This is a genomic window from Micromonospora sp. WMMD980 (genome assembly GCF_029626035.1).
GTDB lineage: Bacteria > Actinomycetota > Actinomycetes > Mycobacteriales > Micromonosporaceae > Micromonospora.
On sequence record NZ_JARUBE010000003.1, the window covers coordinates 719,812 to 746,273 of the forward strand.

A 26,462-nucleotide genomic window follows, 5' to 3' on the forward strand; every position below is an offset into this window, starting at 1 on the left:
GGCCCGCCGTCAGGGCGGGCCCGGAACGACCGCGCTCACCCCTCGGCGCGGCCCCGGATCAGGCCGGCGGCCCGCCACGCCAGCGCCGTCACCGGGGCGCTGGTCCAGCCGGCCACCATCACCGGCAGCACCGAGGCGTCCACCACCCGCAGTGCGTTGACGCCGCGGACCCGCAGCTCCGGGTCGACCACATGGTCGTCGTCAGCGCCCATCGCGCAGGTGCCGACCGCGTGGTAGCCGCAGTAGCCGCGCGCCACCGCCGCCTCGACGATCTCCTCGTCGGTGCGCGTCGCCGCGCCGGGCACCGTCTCCGCGTGGATCCGTTTGGCGATCGGCCCGGTGGCGAAGAACTCCCGCATCCGGCGGAACAGGTCCACCGCCACCCGCCGGTCGTGCTCGGTGGCGAGATAGTTCGCCACGATCGCCGGCGGGACGCGCGGGTCGGCGTCGGTGACGGCGAGGCTGCCCTCGCTGTCCGGCCGGGTCACCGTGCCCAGGCACATCACGCCCGGCTCGCGCTCCAGCTCCAGCGCCCGGCCCGGACGGGGCGGCGCGGCCGAGAACGGGGCCATCAGCAGGTGGCCGTCCGGGCGGTCCAGGTCCGGCCGGGACTTCACGTGGGCGGCCACGTCGAGCACCGGAAGCGCCAGCGGACCGCCGCGGGTGAGCAGCCAGCGCAGCGTCGCGCGGGCCTGCCCGAGCGGGCTGCCGAGCCGGGCGTTGTGGCCGCCCGGCTCGGCGAGCCGGTACTGCAACGCGATCGACCGGTGCTCCCGCAGGCCGGCGCCCACCCGGGGGCGGTCGAGCAGCACCGGCACGCCGGCCGCGCGCAGCACGTCGGCCGGCCCGATGCCGGAGACCTGCAACAACTGCGGAGTGGCCAGCGCGCCGGCGGCGAGGATCACCTCACTGGCGGCCCGGTACTCGACCTCCCGGGCCTGGTGCGCCACCCGTACGCCGACCGCCCGGCCGCCCTCGACCAGCACCCGCAGCGCGAGCGCGCCGACCACGACGGTCAGGTTGGGCCGGCGGCGGGCCGGGTGCAGGAACGCGTCCGCGGCGCTGACCCGGCGCCCACGGTGGATGGTCGCGGTCGGATAGCCGATCCGCTCGTCGTCGTCGGCGTCCAGGTCGTCCACCGGCCGCCAGCCCAGCTCGGCGCCGGTGGCCACCATCTCCTCGGCCAGCGGGTCGGTGGCGGTGGTGACGGAGAGCCGCACCGGCCCGCCGACGCCCCGGTGCGGCCCGGGCCCCAGCGGGTGGTCCTCCAGCCGCTGGAACGCCGGCCGCACCGCCGACCAGCCCCAGCCCAGCGGCGCCAGCGCGTCCCAGTCCCGGGCCGCGCCACGGCTCCAGATCATGCCGTTGACCGAGGTCGAGCCGCCGATCATCCGGCCGCGTTGCCAGGTCTCCCGCCGGTCCGGCCCGATCGTCGCCGGGTAGTGCCAGGCGGTGCGCGGATCGTCCATCAAGCGGGAGAAAGCCTTCGGCACCCGGACGAACGGGCTGCGGTCCCAGCCGCCGGCCTCCAGCAGCAGCACCCGGGTGTCCGGATCCTCGGTCAACCGCTCGGCCAGCACGCACCCCGCCGCCCCGGCGCCGACGATGACGTAGTCGAATTCCACCACTCAGGACCCCCACTCGCGAGAATCCTTCTGACAGTAGTTTCTCGATCACGCCGCGCATAGGGGGCCGGTCAGGCCGCCTTCGACAACGCCTCGAACTCGTCGTCGGTCAGCTCCACCTCGGCCGCCGCCACGTTCTCCTCCAGGTGCCCCACCGACGACGTAGCTGGTAGAGCGGAATCGCCTCCAGGCCCAGGTGACGCAGGCTCAGCTCGCACTGCTGGCGCAGGTATTCCGGGCGCCCCACCGGCCGCCAGTCACCCGGCCCGGAGCGGGTCAACCCGGCCTTCGTGGCGATGACCAGGTCGTCCGCGTACGGGTGCAGCGCCTCCTTGATCAGCATCTCGCTGACGAACGGCCCGTACGAGTCGGCGGTGTCGACGAACGTGACCCCCAGTTCGTACGCCCGGCGCAGCACCCGCACCGCCTCGGCCGGGTCCTTCGGGTCGCCCCAGACACCGGGCCCGGTGAGCTGCATCGCCCCGTAGCCCAGGCGGTCGACCCGCAGGTCACCGCCGATCCGGTAGCTTCCCGACGCCTTGGCCGGCTGGGTGCTGGTGGCCATCACGGTCCTCCTGAGGTGGGTGGTCTTCGCCACCGGAGGACATTCCCCGAAACCCGGTGCCGAAGCCTGCTCAGCCGAGGTGCCGCAGCACCACCAGCGCCTGGTCGTCCTCGGAGCCGGCCAGGTCGTGCAGCAGCGCGTCCGCGATCGTCTCCACCGGCTCGTCGCGCACCGCGGCCAGCGACCGGTGCAGCGCCGCGACGCCCTCGTCGTACGGCCGGCCGCGCCGCTCCACCAGCCCGTCGGTGTAGGCCACCAGCACGTCCCCCGGGGAGAACGCGATCGTGGTGACCGTCATCGGCCGGTCCACCATGCCCAGCGGCAGGGCGTTCGCGGTCTGTACGGTGCGCGGCGGCCCACCGGCCGGCAGCACCACCGGGTGCGGGTGCCCGGCGCGGGCCACGTGTGCCGTGCGGGCCACCGGATCGACCACCACGACCAGGCAGGTGCCCAGGAAACCGACGCCCAGCAGCTCGGTGAGCCGGAGGAACACCTCCTGCAGCGGCACGCCCAACCGGATCAGCGTGTTCAGCATGGTGCGCAGCTGGGCCATGTCGGCGGCGGCCTCGACCTGGTGCCCCACCACGTCGCCGACCACCACCGCCAACCGGTCGCCGTCCTGCCGGACCAAGTCGTACCAGTCGCCGCCCAGGTGCAGGCCGCTCATCGCCGGCCGGTAGCGGGTGGCCACCTCCACTCCGGGCGGCGCGGTCAGCGACGAGCTGCGCAGCCGGCCGGCCAGCCGGGTCACCAGGTTGTGTTCGGCGGCGGCCAGCCGGACCCGCTCCAGCGTCTGCTCGCACAGGTCGGCGACGGTGTCCAGCAGCGCCAGGTCGGTGTCGCGCAACGGGCGCTCCCGGCGCCAGCCGAAGCCCAGCGCGGCGATCGGGCGGTGCCCGGCGCCGAACAGCGGCAGGGCCACGGTGGTCACCAGACCGTGCGCGCCGACCGGGTCGGGCAGGCCGGGAAACCGGGCGGCGAAGTCGGCGCGGTCGCGCAGCACCAGGCGTTCCCCGTCGCGCAAGGCGCGCACGATCGGCCGCGGGTCGTCGACGGCCAGGTCGCGGAACGTGGCGGACAGGGTGCCCGGCACGTCGTCGTGGTGCCAGAGCCGGACCCGGCGACCCTCGGCGCGCATGGCCAGGCCGGGTAGCTCGGCGCCGAGCGCGGTGGTGGCGGCGTCCAGGATCACCTCGATCGCCTCGGCGGTCGAGCGCGTCACGCTCAGCCGGGCCGCGAACCCGGCCATCGCCTGCGCCGAGCCGGTCAGCTCGGCCCGCTGCAACGCCTGGCTGCACAGCGCGGTCACCGCGTCGAGCAGGTTGCGCAGCGCCTCGTCGTCGGCGACCGGGTCGGCCCAGCGCACCTCCAGGGCGCCGAGCGTGCCGCCGTCGCCGTAGCGCAGCGGCAGGCAGAGACCCGTGGTCCGGCCGTCGGCGTCGGCCAGCGGCAGCACCACGTTGTCACGTACCGCCCGGGCCAGCGGGACGTCGGCGTCGACCGGCAGCGGCCCGGCCGCGACGTCCCCGGCCACGTCCAGCACCGTGCGGCCGGGCGACGCGACGGCCACCCGCAGCGCGGTCGCGTCCACCACGGCCGGGACGACAGTGGCCAGCACCTCGACGATGGCGTCCCGGCCCCGCGCCGAGCTGAGCGCCCCGGCCAACCGGGCCAGCGCCTCCGCCCGGCGCAGCGCCCGCTCCGACAGCGCCCGGAACAACCGCAGCTCGGCGCGGTCGGCGGCCCGGCGGTGCTCCGCGCGGGCGACCGCCAGGCCGGCGCCGATCTGCCCGGCCAGCAGCTCGACGAACGCCCGGTGGTCGGCGTCGACCGGACGGTGCGGGTCCAGCGCGGCGACCAGGACCCCGGCCGGCGCGGCGGCGCCGGGGTCGGGCACCGGCAGCACCGCGACCACCGGGGCGGCCGGCCGGTCGTCGGGCGGGGGCACCAGCCGGGGCGCGCCGTCCGCCAGCACCTCGGCCAGCGGCCACCCGTCGGCCGGGCCGGGCAGGGCCTCGACCCCGTCCGCGGCGACCAGCCGTGGCCCGGCCGGCGTGGCGAGGTGGAGCTGGACGAACGGCACCGGGGCGGCGCCGGCCAGCGTCTTGACCGCCCGCCGGGCCACCTCCTCGGGGTCGCCGGGCTCGGCCAGCGCCGCGCCCAGCGCGGCGAGCAGCCGCAACCGGCGTGCGCCGACCACCCGCGCGGTGGTCTCCGCGCCGACCGTGAGCACGCCCGCCGGACAGCCCGACTCGTCGGTCACCGGGCTGTGCGTGAAGGTGAACCAACGGCCCTCGCCCGCCTCCTCGGGCGCGCCCCGCACCGGCACGTCCCGGCTGTCCGTGGCGCCCTGGCCCGCGCGCACCCCGGCCAGCAGGGGGGCCAGTGCGGCCCAGTCGCCCGGCCACACCTCGGCGCCCGGGCGGCCCGGCGCGGCGTACCGGCCGGGGCCGAGCAGCCGACGGTACGCGTCGTTGGGCAGCGCGACCGACCCGTCACCCCACCACAGCACGCTCGGGGCGGGGGAGTGCAGGCAGAGCGCCAGCGCGGTGCGCAGGCTCTGCGGCCAGCCCTCGATCGGACCGAGTGGCGTGCCCGACCAGTCACGTGCGGTGACCAGCGCGCCCGCGTCCCCGCCGGTGGCGGTGACGGTGTCCGGCCACCGGACGCCGTCGGGCGGGAGGGTGCTCACCCGGGACCTCCGCGGGGCGTGGGCTCGGCAGTACCGGAAACGTACCAGCGGCCGGTGACGCCGGACGATCGTCGATCCGGTTCGGACCGGGCGGCGGACGAACGGCCCGGCGCGGCGGCAACCGGGCGGCCGGGCCGGTCACTTCCCGGGAGCGCCCCCGGCGGCCGGGACCACCGTGCGAGGCTGGGTGGGACGCCGTCGCAGGAGGTGCGCATGGGCGCGACGCCCCGGCTCGACTTCGCGCTGGACACCTACGAGTGCATCGTGCTCTATCCCGGGCCGTCCGGCCGGGCCCTGCCCGAGGAGACCGTGCAGCGGTTGCAGTCCGAGCACCTGCGGCACATGCAGGCGTTGCAGCGACGCGGCATCGTGCTGGTCGACGGCTCGGTCGACGGACCGGCCCGCGAACCCGATCCGCCGATCGGGTTCGGTCTGGCCCGGACCGGTTCGGTGGACGACGTGCGCAGCGTCATGGAGGCCGACCCGGCGGTGCAGGCCGGGCTCTACCGGGTCGAGGTGCTGACCTTCCTCTGCCCGGCCGGGTCGCTGGAGTTCCCGCTGGTCAAGACCGAGAGCTGAGGCGCCGTCGGGCGACCGACCGCGGGTGCGTGCCGGCGGTGCCACGGTCCGGCGTCGCAGCCGCCCAGCCCGTCCGGCGCCGCTTCCCCGCGCCGCCCCGGCCCCGCCCGCGGGAGCACCCCGTCGACCGGTGACGGCGGGCGGTACGATTTCCGCCGCGCGGTCGCCGATGCCCGCCACACACGACGTTCCGGTGCGGTACGCCTACCGCCCGCCCGCGCGGGTTCTTCGCGCGTCGTTGGACAACTGTTCCGCAGTCCGCAAGGGGTCGGCCGGCAGGTCGATCCGGAGGAGAGACTAGCCTGATGGGCGTGACACGCCGCGCGAAGATCGTCTGCACTCTCGGCCCCGCCACCTCGTCCCCGGAGCGCATCCGGGGGCTCGTCGAGGCCGGCATGAACGTGGCGAGGCTCAACTTCAGCCACGGCAGTCACGACGACCACGAGTCGGTCTGCCGCATGGTCCGCGAGGCGGCGGAGGCGGCCGGGCAGCCGGTCGCGGTCCTCGCCGACCTCCAGGGCCCCAAGATCCGGCTCGGCCGTTTCGCCGACGGGCCGCACGAGTGGCGCACCGGCGACTCCGTGGTGATCACCAGTGACGAGATCGTCGGCACCAAGGAGCGGGTCTCCTGCACCTACCGCAAGCTGCCGCAGGAGGTGAAGCCGGGCGACCGGCTGCTGATCGACGACGGCCGGGTGGCGGTCGAGGTCAGCGACGTCACCGGCAACGACATCCGCTGCCTGGTCACCGAGGGCGGCCCGGTCTCCAACAACAAGGGCGTCTCGCTGCCGAACGTGGCGGTCAGCGTCCCGGCCATGTCCGACAAGGACGCGGAGGACCTGCGCTTCGCCCTCGGCCTCGGCGTCGACCTGGTCGCGCTCTCCTTCGTCCGCTCGCCGGACGACATCAAGCTGGTCCACTCGATCATGGACGAGGAGGGCGTGCGCCGCCCGGTGCTCGCCAAGGTCGAGAAGCCGGAGGCGGTCGACCACCTGGAGGCGATCGTGCTCGCCTTCGACGGCGTCATGGTCGCCCGCGGCGACCTCGGCGTGGAGCTGCCGCTCGACCAGGTCCCGCTGGTGCAGAAGCGCGCCGTGCAGCTCTGCCGGGAGAACGCCAAGCCGGTCATCGTGGCCACCCAGATGCTCGACTCCATGATCGAGAACTCCCGCCCGACCCGCGCGGAGGCCTCCGACGTGGCCAACGCGGTGCTCGACGGCGCGGACGCGGTGATGCTCTCCGGCGAGACCAGCGTCGGCAAGTACCCGGTGCTCACCGTCAGCACCATGGCCAAGATCGTCACCACCACCGAGGCCGGCTCGATCGCCGTGCCCCGGCTCCAGCACGACCCGCGTACGCACGGCGGCGCGCTCACCGTCGCCGCGTCCTCGATCGCCCGTGCCATCGGCGCCAAGGCCATGGTGGCGTTCTCGCAGACCGGCGACACCGTCAAGCGCCTCAGCCGGCTGCACTGCGACCTGCCGCTGCTGGCCTTCACGCCGGTGCCGGAGGTGCGCAACCAGCTCGCGCTCTGCTGGGGCGTGGAGACGTTCCTGATGCCGTTCGTCCAGCACACCGACGACATGTTCCGCCAGGTCGACCAGGCGCTGCTGGGCCTCAACCGGGCCAACCCGGGCGACTACGTGGTGATCGTGGCCGGCAGCCCGCCCGGCACCCCCGGCTCCACCAACACGCTGCGCGTGCACCAGCTCGGTTCGCTGGTCGACGCGGCGGCGGCCCGGGCGCTTCAGTGAGCCGCTCCGGCGGCCCGGGCGACGTCGACCGGGGGGCAGCACAGTGAGTGACGCTCCGGTGGCGACCGGGCAGGCGGCGGTCGACCAGCTCCTGGAGGTGCTCGACCTCGCGCAGACCGGCGAGATGGCCTTCCGCGGGATGAGCCCGCCGGTCGGTCCGCAGCGGGTCTACGGCGGTCAGGTCGCCGGCCAGGCGTTGGTGGCCGCCGGCCGCACGGTCGACCCGGAGCGCGCGGTGCACTCGCTGCACGGCTACTTCGTGCGGCCCGGCGACCCGGCCGAGCCGATCGCATACCAGGTGGAGAACGTCCGCGACGGCCGCTCCTTCTCGGTGCGCCGCTCGGTGGCGTTGCAGCACGACAAGCCGATCTTCTTCATGTCGGCGTCGTTCCAGCGGCGGGAGGAGGGGCTGGACCACCACGCTCCGCTCCCGCCCGACGTGCCCGGCCCGGACGACGTGCCGACCATGGCGGACCGGCTCGCCCGCTATCCGGAGCGGCTCGGCATCTGGGGGCAGATCCCGCGCCCCATCGACGTCCGCTACGTCGGCGAGCCCGGCTGGGTGCGCCCCGGCGACCGCCCGGCCGAGCCGCACCAGCGGGTCTGGATGCGCATCGACGGCAAGCTGCCCGACGACCCGCTGTTGCACGCCTGCGCGCTGACGTACGCCTCCGACCTGACGCTGCTCGACTCGGTGCTGTCGGTCCACGGCGAGGTGTGGGGGCCGGGCGGCGTGGTCGGCGCGAGCCTCGACCACGCGCTCTGGTTCCACAGGTCCTTCCGGGCCGACGAGTGGTTCCTCTACGACTGCTGGAGCCCGTCCGCGTCGGGTGCCCGGGGCCTGGCCACCGGTCGGATGTTCACCACCGACGGCCGGCACATCGCCAGCGCCGTGCAGGAGGGCCTGCTGCGCCGGGTCGGCGAGTAGGCGGCCAACCGTGACCGTTCGGCCGAGGGGCGGGAGTCCGGGCGGCTGAACAGGCGACTAACCTTGCCGGCATGCGCCTATCCGCCCGGGTCGACTACGCCCTCCGCGCGGCCGCCGAGCTCGCCTCGGTCGCCGAGGGCACGACCTCCGGGCGGAGCCGGCCGGTGACCGCCGAGCAGATCGCCCGCGCGCAGGACATCCCGCCCAAGTTCCTCGAGAGCATCCTGCTCCAGTTGCGCCGGGGCGGCATCGTGCACGCCCAGCGTGGTCCCGAGGGGGGCTACTGGTTGGCCCGTCCGGCCGCCGAGATCTCCCTGGCCGATGTGATCCGGGTGATCGACGGGCCGCTCGCGCACGTGCGCGGCCAGCGGCCCGAGCAGCTCGGCTACCAGGGTGCGGCCCGCGCGTTGCAGGACGTGTGGATCGCGCTGCGGGCCAGTGAGCGGGAGATCCTGGAGCTGGTCACCATCGCCGACGTGGCTGGCGGCACGCTGCCCGGCCGGGTCAACGAGTTGGCCGCCGACCCGCGCGCCTGGACCTGACCGACGTTCCCCGCCCGACCGCCGTCCGGCGTGTCCCACCAACCGGATGGGGGACTTGACCGGGGACGGTCCCGTGCCGCATTGTCGACCAAGTTGATAGGAGATGCCGAAAAGTCTAGGGGGCGCTCGTGCGCAAGCTGCTGGTTCTCGCCCTCGTCGGGCTCCTGGCGCAACTGGTCGACGGCGCGCTCGGCATGGCGTACGGGCTGACCTCGTCGACCCTGCTGCTCGTCGCCGGGGTCGCGCCGGCCGCCGCCTCCGCCTCCGTGCACCTCGCCGAGATCGGCACCACGCTCGCCGCCGGGGTGTCGCACTGGCGCTTCGGCAACGTCGACTGGAAGGTCGTCGGCCGGATCGCGCTGCCGGGCGCGGTCGGCGCGTTCGTGGGCGCCACGTTCCTCAGCTCCATCTCCACCGAGTCGGCCGCGCCCTGGATGGCCGCCATCCTGTTCACCCTCGGCGCGTACCTGCTGATCCGCTTCTCCCGCCCGCTGCGCGCCAACCGGGCCGCCGGCCGGCTACGCAGTCGCTTCCTCGCCCCGCTCGGCCTGGTCGCCGGCTTCGTCGACGCCACCGGCGGCGGTGGCTGGGGCCCGGTCGCCACCCCGGCCCTGCTGGTCTCCGGCCGGATGGAGCCGCGCAAGGTGATCGGCTCGGTGGACACCTCCGAGTTCGTGGTGGCCGGCGCGGCGAGCGTCGGTTTCCTGATCGGTCTCGGCTCGGAGGGCTTCCTGCTGCCCACCGTGGCCGCGCTCCTGGTCGGCGGCCTGATCGCCGCGCCGATCGCGGCCTGGCTGGTCCGCATCGTGCCGGCCCAGGTGCTCGGCGCCGTCATCGGCGGCGTGATCGTGCTGACCAACGCCCGCACCCTGCTGCGCGCCGGCGAGCTGGGCGGCCCGGCGCCGGCCCTGGTCTACGCCGTGCTCGCCGCCGGCTGGGTGGCCGCCGTGACGCTGGCGGTGCGGGCCCTGCTCCGGGCGCGCCGGGCCCGCGCCACGGTCGACGCCGCCCTCGCCTCGTCCGGCGCCGCCGCGTCCGGCGCGACTGCGTCCGGCGCCGCCGTGTCCGGCGCGACTGCGTCCGGTGCCGTTCCGTCCGGCGCGGCTGTTCCGGCCGCCGCCGGCGCCACCGCTCCGGCCGCCGCCGGCGCGGCTGTTCCCTTCGCCGAGGCCGAGGAGCCCCGGCGGTTCGCCGCCGCCGTCGAGGGCTGAACTCCACCGCCGACGGGCCGCCCCGGTCCGGTCACCCGCCGCCCGGTCACGCCGCCGGTACCTACGACACGCCAGCCTGACTGCGTTTCCGTTGCTCGGCGTGTCGCGCCTCGGCGGACAACTCCTTTCGACTGGTATGCCTCACAGGCATATTTATGACTGTGAGGCATACCGCTTCTGAGCGACTTCTTTTCCCGCGTGGTTACCCACGGTGACGTCGGTGCGGCCATCCCGGCGGTCGGCGTGGCGCCCCTCGCGCTGCGCCCCGCCGGCGCTTGTGGGGTGTCCGGTGGTGCCCTACGCTGGCGGGGCGCGGAGCCTAATCATCGACGTCGATGCGTCAATGTCTCGTCGCGTCAACGCGCGTGTCTCTCTCGCCGGTCCGGGCAGGCCGGTGGCGGGCGCGTGCCTGACCTTCGCGAAAGGCAACCCCCGTGCATCCCACCACCTCACGCCGTCGGCTCGCGCTGCTCGCCGCGGCCTCGGCGGCCACCCTGACGGCCGGCGCGCTCACCGCGGTGACCGCCGAGGCGGCGGCCGCCGCCTGCCGGATCGACTACCGGATCACCAACCAGTGGGGCGGCGGCTTCGGCGCCGACGTCACCGTGACCAACCTCGGCGACCCGGTCAACGGCTGGACCCTCGGCTGGAGCTTCGCCGCCGGCCAGCAGGTCGTCCAGGCGTGGAACGCGACGGTCAGCCAGTCCGGCGCGCAGGTGAGCGCCCGCGACGCCGGCTACAACGCGACGCTCGGCACCGGCGGCACCGCCAACTTCGGCTTCAACGGCTCCTGGAACAACGCCGCCAACCCTGTGCCCTCCGCGTTCACGCTCAACGGCACCACCTGCACCGGCGCGCCGCCGACCTCGACGCCACCGACGCCCGGCCCGACCACGCCGCCGCCCACCACGCCACCACCCACCACCCCGCCACCCACCACCCCGCCACCGACCACGCCGCCGGCGGGCGCCAAGCAGATGGAGAAGCTCGACCGGGGGCTGGTCAGCGTCCGCTCCGGCAGCGGGAACCTGGTCTCCTGGCGGCTGCTCGGCACCGAGACCTCGGGCGTGTCGTTCAACCTCTACCGCGGCACCACCAAGGTCAACGGAAGTCCGATCACCGGCGCCACCACGTACCTGGACGGCGGCGCGGCCGCCGGGTCGGCGTACACCGTGCGGGCCGTGGTGAACGGCGCCGAGCAGGCGGCCTCCGCCCCGGCGCTCCAGTTCGCCAACGGCTATCTGGACGTGCCGATCCAGGCCCCGCCCGGGGGCACCACGCCGAGCGGCGAGGGCTACACCTACTCCGCCAACGACGCGAGCGTGGGCGACCTCGACGGCGACGGCCGTTACGAGTTCGTGCTCAAGTGGGACCCGTCCAACAGCAAGGACAACTCCCAGTCCGGCTACACCGGCAACGTCTACGTGGACGCGTACACCCTCACCGGCGCCCGGCTGTGGCGCATCGACCTGGGCCGCAACATCCGCGCCGGCGCCCACTACACCCAGTTCCAGGTGTACGACTACGACGGCGACGGGGACGCCGAGGTGGCCATGAAGACCGCCGACGGCACCCGCTCCGGCACCGGCCAGGTGATCGGCTCGTCCTCGGCCGACCACCGCAACTCCAGCGGTTACGTGCTCGCCGGCCCGGAGTACCTGACCATGTTCGACGGTCGCACCGGCGCGGCGCTGTCCACCGTCGACTACGACCCGCCGCGCGGCACCGTCTCATCCTGGGGCGACTCGTACGGCAACCGGGTCGACCGGTTCCTCGCCGGCACCGCCTACCTGGACGGGCAGCGCCCCTCGCTGGTCATGGCGCGCGGCTACTACACCCGCGCGGTGATCGCGGCCTGGGACTTCCGCGACGGCACGCTGCGCAGGCGCTGGACGTTCGACTCCAACGCCTCCGGCAACGGCGCCGCCGCCGGCCAGGGCAACCACCAGCTCTCCGTCGCCGACGTGGACAACGACGGCCGCCAGGAGATCGTGTACGGGGCCGCCACCATCGACGACAACGGCCGGCTGCTCTACTCCACCGGCAACGGGCACGGCGACGCGCTGCACGTCGGCGACCTCGACCCGTCCCGCGCCGGCCTGGAGGTCTTCAAGGTCGACGAGGACGGCAGCAAGCCCAGCTCGTGGATGTCCGACGCGCGTACCGGTCAGATCCTGTGGCAGACCGCGCCGAACGGCGACAACGGCCGCGGCGTCTCCGAGGACATCTGGGCCGGCAGCCCCGGCGCCGAGTCCTGGTCCTCGGCGGTCGACGGCCTGCTCAACACGCGCGGGCAGAACGTCGGCCGCAAGCCGTCCTCGGCGAACTTCCTGATCTGGTGGGACGGCGACCCGGTCCGCGAGCTGCTCGACGGCACCAAGATCGACAAGTACGGCACCGGCGGCGAGACCCGGCTGCTCACCGGCAGCAACGTCGCCTCCAACAACGGCACCAAGTCCACCCCGGCGCTGTCGGCCGACATCCTCGGCGACTGGCGCGAGGAGGTGGTGTGGCGCACCGCCGACAGCGGCGCGCTGCGCATCTACAGCACGCCCGTCACCACCGGCCTGCGCCTGCCGACCCTGATGCACGACCCGCAGTATCGGGTCGCGGTCGCCTGGCAGAACACCGCCTACAACCAGCCGCCGCACCCGGGCTTCCACCTGGGTGACGGCATGAGCACGCCGGCCGCGCCGAACATCTACCTGCGCTAGAACGCAGGCACCGGGTCGCCGGCCGCGGAATCCGCTCAGCCGGCGACCCGGTGCACCACACCGCAGCATTCCCGACCCGTCCCGACCGGGAATGCCGTACCACCACCGGGGACAAAGTTATGCGTCCCGCGCGACGCTGCGGTGACGCGGCTATGAAGAGCGTGTTTCAGCCTTCCCGGCGCAGCCCACCGGCCACCTTCTCGGCGATCAGCTCGAACGAGCGGACCCGGTCGGCCACGTCGTAGACCATCGAGGTCAGCATCAACTCGTCCGCGCCGGTGCGCTCCAGCAGCGTCCCGAGCTGTCGGGCCACCGTCTCCGGCGAACCCGTCGCCTGACCGTCGCGACGCTGCGCCACGAACTCCCGCTCCTGCTCGGAATACGGATAGGCCGCCGCCTCCTCCGGCGTGACCAGCGGCTCCGGCCGCCCCGACCGCAACTTCAGGAACGACAACCCGGCCGGCCCGGCCAGCCACTGCGCCCGCTCGTCGGTCTCCGCGCACACCGCGTTGACCGCCACCATCGCGTACGGCCGGTCCAGCCACTGCGACGGCCGGAAGTGCTGCCGGTAGAGCTGCAACGCCGGGATCGTGTTCTGCGAGCTGAAATGGTGCGCGAACGAGAACGGCAACCCGAGCAGGCCGGCGAGCTGGGCGCTGAACCCGCTCGACCCGAGCAGCCACACCTGCGGCGACTGCCCGCGCCCCGGCGTCGCGGTGATCGGGCCCGGCTCGGCGCCGCTCAAGTAGTTCATCAGGTCGGCCAGCTCGCGCGGGAAGTGCTCCGCGGACAGGCCCTCCATGGTGCGGCGCAACGCCAACGCGGTCACCTGGTCGGTGCCGGGCGCCCGGCCGATGCCCAGGTCGATCCGCCCCGGGTGCAGCGCCTCCAGGGTGCCGAACTGCTCGGCCACCACCAGCGGCGCGTGGTTGGGCAGCATCACCCCGCCCGAGCCCAACCGGATCGTGGACGTGTTCGCGGCCAGGTGGGCGAGCAGCACCGCCGGCGCCGAACTGGCGATCGCCGGCATGTTGTGGTGCTCGGCCACCCAGAACCGGCGGTAGCCCAGCTCCTCGGTGCGCCGGGCCAGCTCGGTGGTGTGCCGCAGCGCCTCGCCGGCACTGCCGGTCGCGGCCACCGGGGCAAGGTCAAGAACAGACATGGGTACGTCGATCACGCCAGGGTGCAACCGGGGACGTGCCGGAATTGTTCCCCTCGGGTGGCTCAGCCCATGCCCCGGGCCTGCTCGAAGATCAGGCTGGTCTCGGTGTGCCGCACCGCCGGATCCACCGCCAGGTGGTCGAGCACGAAGTCGCGCAGCGCGTCCCCGGACGCGGCCCGCACGTGCAGCACGTAGTCCTCCGCGCCGGCCACGTGGAACACCGACACCACCCCCGGCAGCCGCACCGACCGGGCCCGGAAGGCGTCCACCGCGGCCCGCTCGTGCGCCGTCAACCGCACCGACACCAGCGCCTGCAACGGCAGCCCCACCGCCGCCGGGTCGACGTCCGCGTGGAACCCGCGGATCGCCCCGCACTCGCGCAGCGCCCGGGTGCGCGTCAGGCACGTCGACGGCGCCACGCCCACCCGCTCCGCCAGCGCGTTGTTGGGCAGCCGCCCGTCGGCGGTCAGCTCGGTGAGGATCGCGCGGTCGACGTCGTCGAGGCCGGAGAACGGCCGCACATCGTTCGGTGCGAGAGGCATGCCGCCATCTTCTATCGAAGAAGCGTCGGAAGGAAGCGAGATTCTCAGAATCTTCTTCGCCACTATTGCCTCGTACTGCCGTCATGTTCGACGCTTCCGGGCATGACCGCCGTGGACACCGCAGCCGTGCACGCCGGGCGTGACGACCTCGCCGGCCTCGGCGTGCACGTCCCGCCCATCGACCTCTCCACCACCAACCCGCTGCCCTCGGTGACCGACGGCGGCGACGCCTACGAGACGCTCGCCACCGGCAACCCGCTCCCGGCCGGCGCCAGCGCCGTCTACCAGCGGCTCTGGAACCCCACCGTGGCCCGCTTCGAGACCGCCCTCGCCCAGCTCGAAGGCACCGCCGAGTCGGTCGCGTTCGCCAGCGGCATGGCCGCGCTCACCGCCACCCTGCTCGCCGCCACCCGCGACGGCAAGCGCCACGTCGTCGCCGTCCGTCCGCTCTACGGCGGCACCGACCACGTCCTGGCCAGCGGCCTGCTCGGCACCGAGGTCACCTGGGCCCGCGCGGAGGAGGTCGCCACCGCGATCCGCCCCGACACCGCAGTGGTCGTCGTCGAGACCCCGGCCAACCCCACCCTCGACCTGGTCGACATCGCCGCGCTCGCCACCGCCGCCGGCGACGTCCCGCTGCTGGTCGACAACACCGTCGCCACCCCCGTGCTCCAGCAGCCCGCCCGGCACGGCGCCGCGCTCGTGCTGCACAGCGCCACCAAGAGCATCGGCGGCCACGGCGACGTCCTCGCCGGCGTCGTCGCCTGCGCCCCCGACTGGGCCGCCCGGCTGCGCCAGGTGCGCGCCGTCACCGGCGCCGTCCTGCACCCGCTCGGCGCCTACCTGCTGCACCGCGGCCTGCAGACCCTGCCGCTGCGGGTCCGCGCCCAGCAGGCCGGCGCGGAGAAGCTCGCCGCCTGGCTCGCCGGCCACCCGGCCGTCGAGCGGGTCCACCACCCGTCCCGGCACGACCCGGCCGGCCTGGTCGGTCGCCAGATGTCCGGCGGCGGCAGCCTGCTCGCCTTCGAGGTACGCGGCGGCGCGGCCGCCGCGGCCACTGTCGCCGGCGCCTGCGAACTGATCACCCATGCCGTCTCGCTCGGTGGGGTCGACACGCTGATCCAGCACCCGGCCTCGCTGACGCACCGGCCGGTCGAGGGCGACGCCAAGCCGGGCGGCGCGCTGCTGCGGGTCTCGGTCGGCCTGGAGGACCCGGAGGACCTGCGCGCGGATCTGGCGCGCGCGCTCGCGTCGATCTGACGCGGGCGGTGCGGCGCGGACGCTCGCGGCGATCTGACGCGGGCGGTGCGGCACGGACGCTCCCGTCGATCTAAGGCGCGCCGGGCGTTGGCAGCGGCCGCGCCGACCGGTCGCCGTCGTGCCGCGGCCCGACGGTCCGGTCAGGACTTCGGGCCGACATGTTGATCCAGTGCGGCGACCGCCTCCCGGCGGGCCACCGACAGCGACCACGGCAGGTTCATCCGCCAGGCGATGCCGAGCAGGTCGAGCGCCCACTGGCACAGCGCCATGATGTCGGTGGAGCGGTTGGAGAACATGTAGCGGGGATAGACGTACTCCTTCCCGCGGACCACGACCCGGTTGGCGAAGCGGCAGCCGTCGGAGTGGAACAGGCCCCGCAGGAAGTGGCCCGGGTGCGCCGCGACGATGGTGCGCTGCCAGTCGGCCAGGACGATCGGGCGCTCATGTTTCTTACCCGGCCCGTGCTGGGGAAACAGGCACGGCCAGTGCTTCCCGTAGCTCTGCACATTGACGCAGCCCTGCTGCTGGACCCGCTGCACCTTCTCGGCCAGCACCGCCCGCATGGCGTCGTCGCACGCCTCGATCAGACCGGGCCAGCAGTCGCTGCAGGAGATGCGGAGCACCGGGACCCGGGCCTGGGTGACGAGGTGGCCGTCGCCGAGGTAGAGGCCGAGGAGATAGGCGTAGGCCGCCGGATCTGTCGGACCGCGGGCATCCTCGCGGCAGCGGAAACACCGCAGCGCGGTGCCCTGCTGCTTGGGCTCCGGTCGATCCTTGCACCAGTGGCGAACCGTCGGATAGGAGAGCCCCACGGTCCGCGCCACCTCGGCGACGGTCGCTCCGCCGAGGTAGAGACGTCGCGCCCGAGCGCGAATTTCGGGAGGATGCACAGGCCTATGGTCGAACGCCTGTATGACATTTTTGGTGCCCTCGGTGGGATTCGAACCCACACTGTATGGAGTTTGAATCCATTGCCTGCTGCCAGTTGGGCTACGAGGGCGTTCCGTGATTCGGCCTCGACAGCCTACCCGCTAGGCTGAAGGCGGCGACACCCGGCACGGCGGGTGCCGGGTTCGAACTGGTGGGAGTGGCTCGTGGGCGAGATGCAGACGGATGCCGAGCGCAAGCGCGTTCTGATCGCCGAGGACGAGGCGCTGATCCGGCTGGACCTGGCCGAGATGCTGGTCGAGGAGGGCTACGAGGTGGTCGGCGAGGCCGGCGACGGCGAGACCGCCGTCCGGCTCGCCGAGGAGCTCAAGCCGGATCTGGTCATCCTCGACATCAAGATGCCGATCATGGACGGGCTGGCCGCCGCCGAGCGGATCGCCGGCGCGCGCATCGCCCCCGTGATCATCCTGACCGCGTTCAGCCAGCGCGACCTGGTGGAGCGGGCCCGGGCGGCCGGCGCGATGGCCTACCTGGTGAAGCCGTTCCAGAAGAGCGACCTGGTGCCGGCGGTGGAGATCGCGCTGTCCCGCTACTCGGAGATCTCCGCGCTGGAGGCCGAGGTGGCCGGCCTGACCGACCGGCTGGAGATCCGCAAGACCGTCGAGCGGGCCAAGGGCGCGCTGATGACCACCTATGGCATGACCGAGCCGCAGGCATTCAAGTGGATCCAGCGCACCGCGATGGACCACCGGATGACCATGAAGGAGGTCGCCGAGCGGATCCTCGCCGAGACCGCCGGCGGCGAGGTGGCGGAGCAGCCCGCGTCCTGACGCCGCCCGGCGGGCGAGCGACCGATCGATAGGATCGGATCCATGCCTCTTCCGCGCCTGAGGTCGGTGGTCGCCGTGGTGGCCGGTGTCGCGGTGCTGCTCGCCGCCTGCCGGTCCGCGCCGGAGGAGCCGGCCGCGCCGGCGCCGGTACGCCCGGCCTGGCGGCCCGTCGTGCTGCCCCTGCCGCCGGGCCCCGCGGGTCGTCCGCTGCTGCGTGACGCGGCGCACTGCGCCGGGCGCTGGTACGCCGTCGGCGGGCTGGTCGACCCGGCGGGGGAGACCCGGCCGGCGGCCTGGTCCAGCGTGGACGGCACGACCTGGACGGCGCTGCCGGTGCGGGCGCAGACGTTCTACGGCCGGCAGCACGTGCTCTACGCGGTCGCGTGTCGCGACGACGGGATGGCGGCGCTCGGGGCGAAGACCGGTGGCGTGCACGGCAATCCGCGTACCGGATCCTGGGTGTGGCGTGCGGGCGGGCCGGTGCGGGAGGTGCCGGCGGCGTTCGAGCTGTTCGGCGGGCCGCGCGCGGTGAGCGCGTCGCGGCTGGCGGCCGGGCCGGGCGGCTGGTTGATCGCCGGAGCGCGCACGGACGGCGCGGCGGTGTGGACGTCGCCGGATGCCGGCGGCTTCGTGGTGCGCGAGGGGATGCCGGAGCTGGCCGGCGACGGCCGGGGCCGGACGGCGGCCTACGACGCGGTGGCGGTGGGTCCGGGCTGGCTGGTGGTGGGGTCGTTGCTGCCGGTGGGTGGCACGGCGTTGACGCCGCTGGCCTGGTCGTCGGCGGACGGCCGGTCGTGGCGGCGGGCGGCGCTGCCGGCCGACGGGGGTGGGGCGGCGGAGCGGGTGGTGCTGCGCGACGGCGCGGCGACGACGGTGGGTCCGGTCCGCGACGGCTTCGCGGTGTGGCGGTCCCCGGCCGGTGGTTCGGACGGGTGGCGGCGGGTCGGCGGGTTCGGCGCGGCCGGGCCGGGGGTGTCGTCGGTGACGGGTCTGGTGGCGGCCGGCGGGCGGTTGGTCGCGGTGACCGGGGACGGCGCGGATCGCCGACTGTGGATATCGGGTGACGGCGGCGTGTCGTGGCGGCCGGTGATCGTGCCGGCTCCGGTGCCGGCCCGCGGCGACGCGGCGCTGGCGGTGGCCGCCGATGCCACCGGGATGCTGATGGTCGGGGATGACGGAAAGACCTCCCATGCCTGGTGGGCGGCGTTGCCGGGTGTCGATGAGTAGGGGGTGGTGCTCCATTGACCCGTTACCGATGAAACCTCGGTGAAAGCCCTTCGGCGCCTTCGGTTCTTACGGGAAGCGTCGGGAATCCGCCACGGCGTGTAACGGTTCGGTCAACCCCGCTTTCCGGGTCTTACGTCACCGCTGGCCGGTGGGATAACGTCCCGGCCCAGACCGGCGACGACGGTCTGGTTCGTCCGCCCCCGCAAGGGCCAATCAGCAGCGGGTGGTTCGGACCATGGACGGAGGAGGGTTCGGGCCTTGAGGCAGAAGCTCGCACGCGTGATCGGCGGGGTCGCCATGCTGGCGCTCGTCGCCGGTGGTACCGCTTGTTCCAGCGGCAGCGACGATGAGGGTTCCGGGGGGAGCGCCTGCGGGAGCAAGATCGCTTTCTTCGGCGCGCTGACCGGTAGCTCGGCCGCGCTGGGCATCAACGAGAAGAACGGCGCCAAGCTGGCGGTCGACAAGTACAACAAGGAGAACCCGGACTGCAAAGTCGAGCTCGCCGAGCTCGACTCGCAGGGCAGCCCGGACCAGGCGCCCGGCCTGGCCCAGAAGGCGATCGACGACACCAAGATCCTCGGTGTGGTGGGTCCGGCCTACTCGGGTGAGTCGGAGGCCGCCGGTCCGCTGTTCAACGAGGCCGGTCTGGTCACCATCACCCCCTCCGCGACCAACCCGACCCTCGCCACGAAGGGTTGGAAGACCTTCTTCCGGGCGGTCGGCAACGACCTGAGCCAGGGCCCCGCCGCCGGCGTCTACATCAAGAACGTCATCAAGGCCGACCGGGTCTACGTCATCGACGACCAGTCGGCGTACGGCGCCGGTCTGGCCGACGAGGTCAAGAAGGTGCTCGGCGGCTCGGTCGTGGGCAGCGACAAGGTCCAGGGCGAGGGCAAGCAGACCGAGTTCTCCGCCGTCGTCACCAAGGTCAAGGCCGCCAACGTCAATGCGGTCTTCTACGGTGGCTACTACCAGGAGGCCGGCCTGATCCGCAAGCAGCTCACCGCTGCCGGCGTCACCGCCCCGCTGGTCGCCGGTGACGGCGTGAACGACGGCGCCTACATCACCTCCGCCGGCGCGGCGGCCGCCGAGGGCACCATCCTCACCTGCCCCTGCCAGCCGTCCACCGAGGCCCGTGGCTCCTTCGCCGCCGACTACAAGGCCCTGAACGGCGCCGACCCGGGCACCTACAGCGACACCGCGTACGACGCGGCGAACATCCTGCTGGCGGGCATCAAGGCCGGCAAGACCTCCCGCGCCGACCTGCTCGAGTTCGTCAAGGGCTACAGCGGCGAGGGCGTGGCCGCCAGCTACAAGTTCGTCGAGGGCGGCGAGCTGGACCCGGCGCAGGTCAAGGTCTGGGCGTTCAAGGTGCAGGGCGGCAAGGTCGTCCCGGACCAGGAGATCCCCAAGTCCTGATCGTCGATCGCTGCGACTGGCGATTGAGTTGTGAATCGCGGGTGCGGCCGGGAGCTGGCTCCCGGCCGCACCCCCTTTTTCTCTTCAGCGACGGAGCGTCCCTCCCTTGAACTTCGACGGACTGTTCTCCAACTTCGGGGAACTCACCACGACCGGCCTGACACAGGGTGCGATCTACGCCCTCGTCGCGCTCGGCTACACGCTTGTCTACGGCGTGCTCAGGCTCATCAACTTCGCCCACTCCGAGGTGTTCATCGCGGGCGCGTTCGCCGCGATCTGGACCTGGAACGGTTTCGGTCTCGACCAGAACTCCCAGGTCAGCGGTGTCGGCTCGATCCTGTTCTATCTGCTGGTGGCGATGATCGTGGCGGCCATCGCCTCGGCCGGCACGGCGACCGTGATCGAGCGGGTGGCGTACCGTCCGCTGCGCAAGCGCAACGCGCCGCCGCTGGCGTTCCTGATCACCGCCATCGGCGCCTCGATCGCGATCTCCGAGGCGTTCGGCGTCTACACCCGGCGCCTGCCGGAGGGCGCGCCGTCGCTGGTCAGCTCCAAGCCGCTGTTCCACGTCGCCGGGGTGCCGATCGACAGCATCCAGTTGCTCACCGTCGGCGCCGCGCTGGTGATGATGTTCGCGCTGGACCAGTTCATCAACCGCAGCCGCACCGGCCGCGGCATCCGGGCGGTGGCCCAGGACGCCAACACGGCGGCCCTGATGGGCGTCAACAAGGACCGGATCATCCTGATGGTCTTCATCGCCGGCGGCACCATGGCCGGCGTCGCGGGCCTGCTCTACGACGTCCGGATCCAGACGCTCACCTACAGCGTCGGCTTCCTGCTGGGCCTCAAGGCGTTCACCGCGGCGGTGCTCGGCGGCATCGGCAACCTGCGGGGCGCGCTGGTCGGCGGCCTGCTGCTGGGCGTCGTGGAGAACTACGCCTCGGGCCTGTTCGGCAGTCAGTGGAAGGACTTCGCCGCGTTCGCGGTGCTCGTCGTGCTGCTGATGTTCCGCCCGACCGGCCTGCTGGGCGAATCACTGGGGAGGGCACGCGCATGACGACCACCATCGACCCGCCGGAGCGGCGGGAGAGCGCGGTGGACAAGCTGCGCAACGGCCGGGCGGCGGTCGCGGACCGCTGGCACCACGCGCCGCGCTGGGTGCGCTGGGTGCTGCTGGCCGCGGTCATCGTGTTCTTCTACGCGCTGCCGAACAAGGAGTTCTACCAGTACCTCGGGCCGATCCCGACGCCCGGGGCGAACTTCACCCAGGTGCTCTTCACCGTCTCGATCTACGTGCTGCTGGCGGTCGGGCTGAACATCGTGGTCGGTTTCGCCGGCCTGCTCGACCTCGGCTACTTCGGCTTCTTCGCGGTCGGCGCCTACACCGTCGCGGTGCTCACCTCGCCGAGCAGCAACATCAAGACGCTGTGGCCGTGGCTGCTGGTGGTGCCGATCGCGATCGCGCTGACCATGGTCTCCGGCGTCATGCTGGGCACGCCGACGCTGCGCCTGCGCGGCGACTACCTGGCGCTGGTGACGCTCGGCTTCGCCGAGATGATCCGGATCGCGGCGGTCAGCTCGACGTTCCTCAAGGGGCAACGGGGCTTCAGCGAGATCCCGCACCCGCCCGGCAAGTACGCCGACGGGCGGCCGTTCTTCGGTGTGCTCGACGCCCGCCCCTACTACTGGCTGGTGCTCACGCTGATCATCCTGGTGGTGATCGGGGTGCGGAACCTGACCCACAGCCGGGTCGGCCGGGCCTGGATCTCGATCCGGGAGGACGAGGACGCGGCCCAGCTGATGGGCGTGCCCACGTTCAAGTTCAAGCTGTGGGCGTTCGCCTCCGGCGCGGCGATCGCCGGCCTGGCCGGCGCGTTGTTCGCCGGCAAGCAGAACTTCGTCAACTCGCAGAACTTCGAGCTGCTCAACTCGATCATCATCCTGGCCGCGGTCATCTTCGGCGGCTCCGGCAACATCGTCGGCGCGATCGTCGGCGGCGGCCTGGTGGCGTACATGATCGAGCGGTTCCGCGGCATCGAGCTGTTCGGCATCGAGCTGTACGAGTACCGGTTCCTCTTCTTCGGCCTGGTGCTCGTGATCATGATGATCTTCCGGCCGCAGGGCCTGATCCCGAACCGGCGACGAGCGGCGGAGTTCAAGGACCGTCGCAAGGAGGTGATCGTCGGTGAGTGACACCGAACAGACCCCGGCCGTTCCGGCCCAGGCGGCGGCGCCCGCCGTCGAGACGGTACGCGAGCGCGAGCCGCTGCTGGAGGTCGACCACGTCACGCTGCGCTTCGGCGGCGTGGTGGCCCTCAACGACGTGGACTTCACCCTCTACAAGGGCGAGATCCTCGGGCTGATCGGGCCCAACGGCGCCGGCAAGACCACCTGCTTCAACGCGATGACCGGCATCTACCAGCCCACCGAGGGGCAGATCCGGTTCCGGGGCGAGAAGATCAGCGGCAGGAAGCGCCACCAGATCACCCGGATGGGCATGGCCCGCACCTTCCAGAACATCCGGCTCTTCCCGGAGATGACCGCGCTGGAGAACGTCCAGGTCGGCGCGGACGCGCACCACAAGACCAGCGTGCTCTCCGCGTTGCTGCGCCTGCCGCGGCACTGGAAGGAGGAGCGCGAGGGTCGGGAGAAGGCCGAGCGCCTGCTGGAGTTCGTCGGCATCCTTCCCCGGATGCACGAGTTCGCCCGCAACCTGTCCTACGGCGAGCAGCGGCGCCTGGAGATCGCCCGGGCGCTCGCCACCGACCCGGTGCTGCTCTGCCTGGACGAGCCGGCCGCCGGCTTCAACCCGGCGGAGAAGGAGGAGCTGCTCCAGCTCATCCGGCAGATCCGGGACCAGGGTGTGACAGTGCTGCTGATCGAGCACGACATGCGCCTGGTGATGGGCGTGACCGACCGGATCGTGGTCCTGGAGTTCGGAAAGAAGATCGCCGAAGGGCTGCCCGCCGAGGTGCGGGACAACCCGAAGGTGGTCGCGGCGTACCTGGGGGTGCCGGACGATGCTGCTTGAGATCGAGGACGTGAGCCTGCTCTACGGGCGGATCCAGGCGCTGCACGGCATCAGCCTGACCGTGGACGAGGGCGAGATCGTGGCGCTGATCGGCGCGAACGGCGCCGGCAAGTCCACCACCATGCGGGCGATCTCCGGCATCCGGCCGATCGCCACCGGCAGCATCAGGTTCGCCGGTGAGGACATCTCCAAGCTCCGGGCCGACCTGCGGGTCCGGCGCGGGCTGTGCCAGGCGCCCGAGGGCCGGGGCATCTTCCCCGGCATGTCGGTTCTGGAGAACCTCGACATGGGCGCGTACACCCGGCGGGACAGGGCCGGCATCGCGCAGGACCTGGCGCGGGTGCTGGACCTGTTCCCCCGGCTGGCCGAGCGGCGCAAGCAGCCCGGTGGCACCCTCTCCGGCGGTGAGCAGCAGATGCTCGCGGTCGGCCGGGCGCTGATGAGCCGGCCGAAGCTGCTGCTGCTCGACGAGCCGTCGATGGGTCTCGCGCCGATGCTGATCCAGCAGATCTTCACCATCATCACGGAGATCAACCAGCAGGGCACCACCGTCCTGCTGGTGGAGCAGAACGCCCAGCAGGCCCTGGCCCGCGCGCACCGGGCGTACGTGCTGGAGACCGGCCGGATCGTCAAGAGCGGCACCGGCGCGGAGCTGCTGCACGACCCCTCGGTCAAAGAGGCCTACCTCGGCGTGGCCTGACCGACGCCCCCCTCGCAAAAGGAGTACCCCATGGTCCACCCCACCCCCGGCCGGCGGGCGGCGCTCGGCGTCGCCGGCGCGGCAGTCCTCCTGCTCTCCCTCGCCGCCTGCGGCGAGGAGGAGGGCACCGAGCAGCCCGGCGGCGGCCCCAGCGTCTCGTCGTCGGTCGACGCCGCGCTGGCCGCGAAGGTCCCGGACGCGATCAAGTCGGACGGCAAGATCGTCGTCGGCACCGACTCGACGTACGCCCCGGCGGAGTTCCTCGACTCCGACGGAAAGACCGTCATCGGCTTCGACGTGGAGCTGTTCACCGCCGTGGCGGCCAAGCTCGGCCTGAAGGCGGAGTTCGTCTCGGCGCCGTTCGGCGACATCATCACCGGCGTCAACTCGGGCAAGTACGAGGCGGGCGTCTCGTCGTTCACGATCAACGACGAGCGCAAGGGCCAGGTCAACATGGTCAGCTACTTCCAGGTCGGCACCCAGTGGGTGACCAAGAAGGGCAACCCGGCCGGCGTCTCGCTGGACAACGCCTGTGGCAAGAAGATCGCGGTGCAGAAGGACACGGTCCAGGTCGAGGACATCCAGAAGCGCTCGAAGGCCTGCACCGACGCCGGCAAGCCGGCCATCAGCATCGACCAGTTCCCGGGCCAGGACGCCGCCACCGCCGCGGTCGTCTCCGGCAAGGACGACGCGATGCTCGCCGACTACCCGGTCGGGGTGTACGCGGTGACCCAGTCGAACGACGCGCTGGAGCTGCTGGACAAGCAGTACGAGGCGGCCCCGTACGGCTACGTGGTGGCCAAGGAGCAGGCGCAGTTCGCCGAGGCGGTGCGCGACGCCACCAAGGCGCTGGTCACCGACGGCTCCTACCAGCAGGTGCTGGACAAGTGGAAGGTGGGGGACGGCGCGATCACGGATCCCGCGATCAACCCGTGACGACATGACCACCGAGGAAGCGACAACCGCGCGGGCACGGCCGGAACCGATCAAGGCCGTGCCCGTGCGGCACCCGGGACGATGGGTCGCGGTGGCGGTGCTCGCCGTGCTGACCGCGATGTTCGTCCACCTGTTGGTGACCAACGAGGCCTTCAACTGGTCCTTCATGGTCGACAAGATGTTCCGGCCGCCGATCATCGAGGGGCTGCTGCGCGGCACCGTGGTGATGACGGTCAGCGCGATGCTGATCGGCGTCACGCTCGGCGTGGTGATCGCCGTGATGCGGCTCTCCGACAACCCGATCCTGCGCGGCGTGGCCTGGCTCTACACCTGGTTCTTCCGCGCGGTGCCGCGGCTGGTGCTGCTGGCGGTCTTCGGCAACATCGGCATCCTGTGGAGCCGGGTCGAGTTCGGCGTGCCGTTCGACACCCAGCTCGGCCAGTTGTTCGGCATCGACAATCTGCAACTGCGGTTGTTCGGGTTCTCGTCCCGGGACATCCTGACCGGCTTCATGGCCGGCCTGCTCGGGCTCGCGCTCTCCGAGGCCGCGTACATGGCGGAGATCGTCCGGGCCGGCATCCAGTCGGTGGACGAGGGACAGACCGAGGCGGCCCAGGCGCTCGGGCTGAGCCGGGGCCAGTTGCTGCGCCGGGTGGTGCTGCCGCAGGCCATGCGGGTGATCATTCCGCCGACCGGAAACGAGACCATCGCCATGCTCAAGGACACGTCGTTGCTGCTCTACGTGCCGGTGAGCGTGGAGCTGTTCTTCCAGCTCGACGCCGTCGGCAAGCGGACGTTCCAGATCTTCCCGATGTACGTCGCGGCCTGCCTCTGGTACCTGTTCCTGACCAGCATCCTGCTGGTCGGGCAGTATTTCCTGGAACGCCACTTCGGCAAGGGTTACGGGACCGCGCAACGCGCCCGGGACCGGTTGCGGACGCTGGCCGCGGAGACCGGTGGGGGCGGCGGCGGAGGGGCGGGGATGGCATGACCGAGCTGATTGTTCCCACGCAGGCCGCCGCGCCGAACGCCGAGTCGGGTCTGATGGTGCGGGCCGAGCAGGTGCACAAGTCGTTCGGGCCGCTGGAGGTGCTCAAGGGCATCGACCTGGAGGTCCGCTCCGGCGAGGTGTGCTGCCTGCTCGGGCCGTCGGGCTCCGGCAAGTCGACGTTCCTGCGCTGCATCAACCACCTGGAGAAGATCGACGCCGGCCGGATCTGGGTGGACGGCGACCTGATCGGCTACCGGGAGCGCGGTGGGAAGCTGCACGAGATGCGGGACAAGGAGGTGGCCGCGCAGCGCCGGGCGATCGGCATGGTGTTCCAGCGGTTCAACCTCTTCCCGCACATGACCGTGCTGGGCAATGTCACCGAGGCGCCGGTGCTGCTGCGCCAGTCGAAGAAGGCGCAGGCCCGGGAGCGGGCCGCGGAGCTGCTGGAGCGGGTGGGGCTGGGGGACAAGCTCGGCGCGTACCCGGGTCAGCTCTCCGGCGGCCAGCAGCAGCGGGTGGCGATCGCCCGGGCGCTGGCCATGCAGCCGAAGCTGATGCTCTTCGACGAGCCGACCAGCGCGCTCGACCCGGAGCTGGTGGGCGAGGTGCTGGACACGATGAAGGACCTGGCCCGCGACGGCATGACGATGATCGTGGTGACCCACGAGATCGGCTTCGCCCGGGAGGTCGGTGACCACCTGGTCTTCATGGACGGCGGGGTGGTCGTCGAGCAGGGCGACCCGCGCGAGGTGATCGCCGCGCCGAAGCACGAGCGCACCCAGGCGTTCCTGGCCAAGGTGCTCTGACCTTGGTCTCCGGTGCGGCACGCGCCGCACCGGAGGCTGGGGATGTCGGGCGTACGGACT

22 protein-coding genes, 1 tRNA gene and 1 pseudogene are annotated in these 26,462 nt (G+C 72.7%); 17 read left to right on the plus strand and 7 right to left on the minus strand.

The genetic code is table 11. The features are described 5' to 3' along the window. Window positions 1-35: 35 nt before the first annotated feature. The 3 genes and pseudogenes from O7618_RS03900 to O7618_RS03910 all read right to left on the minus strand — a co-directional run bounded on the left by O7618_RS03900 (window position 36) and on the right by O7618_RS03910 (window position 4,882). Window positions 36-1,628: a GMC family oxidoreductase N-terminal domain-containing protein gene (locus O7618_RS03900; RefSeq protein ID WP_278104572.1), complete on the minus strand. Its 1,593-nt coding sequence runs from the start codon at window positions 1,626-1,628 to the stop codon at window positions 36-38. 160 nt (window positions 1,629-1,788) lie between these two features. After that, window positions 1,789-2,190 (minus strand): annotated as a pseudogene (locus tag O7618_RS03905) (aldo/keto reductase); the annotation flags it as partial. A gap of 70 nt (window positions 2,191-2,260) precedes the next feature. Next, window positions 2,261-4,882: a SpoIIE family protein phosphatase gene (locus O7618_RS03910; protein ID WP_278104573.1), complete on the minus strand. Its 2,622-nt coding sequence runs from the start codon at window positions 4,880-4,882 to the stop codon at window positions 2,261-2,263. Window positions 4,883-5,095: 213 nt separating this feature from the next. Here O7618_RS03910 and O7618_RS03915 point away from each other — a divergent pair, with 213 nt between their 5' ends. From O7618_RS03915 to O7618_RS03940, 6 genes are all read left to right on the plus strand, one after another. Continuing rightward, window positions 5,096-5,461: a YciI family protein gene (locus O7618_RS03915; RefSeq protein WP_091060178.1), complete on the plus strand. Its 366-nt coding sequence runs from the start codon at window positions 5,096-5,098 to the stop codon at window positions 5,459-5,461. A gap of 305 nt (window positions 5,462-5,766) precedes the next feature. Beyond that, window positions 5,767-7,215 carry a pyruvate kinase gene (pyk, locus tag O7618_RS03920; protein ID WP_091059833.1) on the plus strand — a complete coding sequence of 483 codons (1,449 nt, stop codon included), beginning with the start codon at window positions 5,767-5,769 and terminating at the stop codon, window positions 7,213-7,215. A gap of 43 nt (window positions 7,216-7,258) precedes the next feature. Then, the gene (locus O7618_RS03925; RefSeq protein WP_278104575.1) at window positions 7,259-8,143 is read left to right on the plus strand and encodes an acyl-CoA thioesterase II; all 885 of its coding nucleotides are present in this window, start codon (window positions 7,259-7,261) and stop codon (window positions 8,141-8,143) included. A 71-nt stretch (window positions 8,144-8,214) separates the two neighbouring features. Then, the gene (locus O7618_RS03930; RefSeq protein ID WP_278104577.1) at window positions 8,215-8,685 is read left to right on the plus strand and encodes an Rrf2 family transcriptional regulator; all 471 of its coding nucleotides are present in this window, start codon (window positions 8,215-8,217) and stop codon (window positions 8,683-8,685) included. Window positions 8,686-8,813: 128 nt separating this feature from the next. Beyond that, window positions 8,814-9,896: a sulfite exporter TauE/SafE family protein gene (locus O7618_RS03935; RefSeq protein WP_278104579.1), complete on the plus strand. Its 1,083-nt coding sequence runs from the start codon at window positions 8,814-8,816 to the stop codon at window positions 9,894-9,896. 434 nt (window positions 9,897-10,330) lie between these two features. Beyond that, on the plus strand, window positions 10,331-12,610 hold the full coding sequence (locus O7618_RS03940) for a cellulose binding domain-containing protein (protein WP_278104581.1): 2,280 nt from the start codon (window positions 10,331-10,333) through the stop codon (window positions 12,608-12,610). 166 nt (window positions 12,611-12,776) lie between these two features. On the opposite strand, the gene O7618_RS03945 is transcribed toward O7618_RS03940, so the two are convergent. Both O7618_RS03945 and O7618_RS03950 read right to left on the minus strand, forming a co-directional pair. Next, window positions 12,777-13,787 (minus strand): LLM class flavin-dependent oxidoreductase, encoded by a 1,011-nt coding sequence (locus O7618_RS03945; RefSeq protein ID WP_278104582.1) that lies wholly within the window; start codon window positions 13,785-13,787, stop codon window positions 12,777-12,779. A 47-nt stretch (window positions 13,788-13,834) separates the two neighbouring features. Continuing rightward, window positions 13,835-14,314, minus strand: coding sequence for an Lrp/AsnC family transcriptional regulator (locus O7618_RS03950; RefSeq protein WP_278104584.1), 480 nt, complete (start codon window positions 14,312-14,314; stop codon window positions 13,835-13,837). Between the two features lie 102 nt (window positions 14,315-14,416). On the opposite strand from O7618_RS03950, the gene O7618_RS03955 reads away from it, so the two are divergent. Then, window positions 14,417-15,574 (plus strand): PLP-dependent aspartate aminotransferase family protein, encoded by a 1,158-nt coding sequence (locus O7618_RS03955; protein WP_278104585.1) that lies wholly within the window; start codon window positions 14,417-14,419, stop codon window positions 15,572-15,574. 140 nt (window positions 15,575-15,714) lie between these two features. Here the strand turns inward: O7618_RS03955 and O7618_RS03960 are convergent, their stop codons facing one another. Together O7618_RS03960 and O7618_RS03965 are read right to left on the minus strand one after the other, a co-directional pair. Next, window positions 15,715-16,524, minus strand: a complete 810-nt coding sequence (locus O7618_RS03960) for a transcriptional regulator (RefSeq protein WP_347405361.1) — start codon at window positions 16,522-16,524, stop codon at window positions 15,715-15,717. Continuing rightward, a tRNA-Leu gene (locus O7618_RS03965) sits at window positions 16,497-16,574 on the minus strand. The genes O7618_RS03960 and O7618_RS03965 overlap by 28 nt, the downstream gene beginning before the upstream one ends. Window positions 16,575-16,668: 94 nt before the next feature. On the opposite strand from O7618_RS03965, the gene O7618_RS03970 reads away from it, so the two are divergent. The 10 genes from O7618_RS03970 to O7618_RS04015 all read left to right on the plus strand — a co-directional run bounded on the left by O7618_RS03970 (window position 16,669) and on the right by O7618_RS04015 (window position 26,402). Beyond that, window positions 16,669-17,292, plus strand: coding sequence for a response regulator (locus tag O7618_RS03970; protein ID WP_278104587.1), 624 nt, complete (start codon window positions 16,669-16,671; stop codon window positions 17,290-17,292). A 42-nt stretch (window positions 17,293-17,334) separates the two neighbouring features. Then, entirely contained in the window at window positions 17,335-18,519 is a 1,185-nt protein-coding gene (locus tag O7618_RS03975; protein WP_278104588.1) for a hypothetical protein, read from the plus strand. Window positions 18,520-18,777: 258 nt separating this feature from the next. Further along, window positions 18,778-19,938, plus strand: a complete 1,161-nt coding sequence (locus tag O7618_RS03980) for a branched-chain amino acid ABC transporter substrate-binding protein (RefSeq protein ID WP_278104589.1) — start codon at window positions 18,778-18,780, stop codon at window positions 19,936-19,938. Between the two features lie 106 nt (window positions 19,939-20,044). Beyond that, on the plus strand, window positions 20,045-20,995 hold the full coding sequence (locus O7618_RS03985; RefSeq protein ID WP_278104591.1) for a branched-chain amino acid ABC transporter permease: 951 nt from the start codon (window positions 20,045-20,047) through the stop codon (window positions 20,993-20,995). Next, a complete protein-coding gene (locus O7618_RS03990; RefSeq protein ID WP_278104593.1) occupies window positions 20,992-22,131 on the plus strand; it encodes a branched-chain amino acid ABC transporter permease in 1,140 nt (379 codons plus the stop codon). Before O7618_RS03985 ends, O7618_RS03990 begins: the two co-directional genes overlap by 4 nt. Window positions 22,132-22,204: 73 nt before the next feature. Then, window positions 22,205-22,969: an ABC transporter ATP-binding protein gene (locus O7618_RS03995; RefSeq protein ID WP_278109903.1), complete on the plus strand. Its 765-nt coding sequence runs from the start codon at window positions 22,205-22,207 to the stop codon at window positions 22,967-22,969. After that, window positions 22,959-23,669, plus strand: a complete 711-nt coding sequence (locus tag O7618_RS04000) for an ABC transporter ATP-binding protein (RefSeq protein ID WP_278104594.1) — start codon at window positions 22,959-22,961, stop codon at window positions 23,667-23,669. Before O7618_RS03995 ends, O7618_RS04000 begins: the two co-directional genes overlap by 11 nt. Window positions 23,670-23,699: 30 nt before the next feature. Beyond that, the gene (locus tag O7618_RS04005; protein WP_278104595.1) at window positions 23,700-24,605 is read left to right on the plus strand and encodes an ABC transporter substrate-binding protein; all 906 of its coding nucleotides are present in this window, start codon (window positions 23,700-23,702) and stop codon (window positions 24,603-24,605) included. Window positions 24,606-24,609: 4 nt separating this feature from the next. Continuing rightward, entirely contained in the window at window positions 24,610-25,596 is a 987-nt protein-coding gene (locus tag O7618_RS04010) for an amino acid ABC transporter permease (RefSeq protein ID WP_278104596.1), read from the plus strand. Then, complete coding sequence (locus O7618_RS04015; RefSeq protein ID WP_278104597.1) at window positions 25,593-26,402, plus strand: amino acid ABC transporter ATP-binding protein; 810 nt, start codon at window positions 25,593-25,595, stop codon at window positions 26,400-26,402. Before O7618_RS04010 ends, O7618_RS04015 begins: the two co-directional genes overlap by 4 nt. Window positions 26,403-26,462 lie beyond the last annotated feature (60 nt).

Excerpts from the sequence above, each read along its gene's own strand:
- O7618_RS03915 (WP_091060178.1), top strand. The coding sequence starts at position 5,096 with ATGGGCGCGACGCCCCGGCTCGACTTCGCGCTGGACACCTACGAGTGC.
- pyk (WP_091059833.1), top strand. The coding sequence starts at position 5,767 with ATGGGCGTGACACGCCGCGCGAAGATCGTCTGCACTCTCGGCCCCGCC.
- O7618_RS03930 (WP_278104577.1), top strand. The coding sequence starts at position 8,215 with ATGCGCCTATCCGCCCGGGTCGACTACGCCCTCCGCGCGGCCGCCGAG.
- O7618_RS03950 (WP_278104584.1), bottom strand. The coding sequence starts at position 14,314 with ATGCCTCTCGCACCGAACGATGTGCGGCCGTTCTCCGGCCTCGACGAC.
- O7618_RS03955 (WP_278104585.1), top strand. The coding sequence starts at position 14,417 with ATGACCGCCGTGGACACCGCAGCCGTGCACGCCGGGCGTGACGACCTC.
- O7618_RS03975 (WP_278104588.1), top strand. The coding sequence starts at position 17,335 with ATGCCTCTTCCGCGCCTGAGGTCGGTGGTCGCCGTGGTGGCCGGTGTC.
- O7618_RS03990 (WP_278104593.1), top strand. The coding sequence starts at position 20,992 with ATGACGACCACCATCGACCCGCCGGAGCGGCGGGAGAGCGCGGTGGAC.
- O7618_RS04000 (WP_278104594.1), top strand. The coding sequence starts at position 22,959 with ATGCTGCTTGAGATCGAGGACGTGAGCCTGCTCTACGGGCGGATCCAG.
- O7618_RS04005 (WP_278104595.1), top strand. The coding sequence starts at position 23,700 with ATGGTCCACCCCACCCCCGGCCGGCGGGCGGCGCTCGGCGTCGCCGGC.
- O7618_RS04010 (WP_278104596.1), top strand. The coding sequence starts at position 24,610 with ATGACCACCGAGGAAGCGACAACCGCGCGGGCACGGCCGGAACCGATC.
- O7618_RS04015 (WP_278104597.1), top strand. The coding sequence starts at position 25,593 with ATGACCGAGCTGATTGTTCCCACGCAGGCCGCCGCGCCGAACGCCGAG.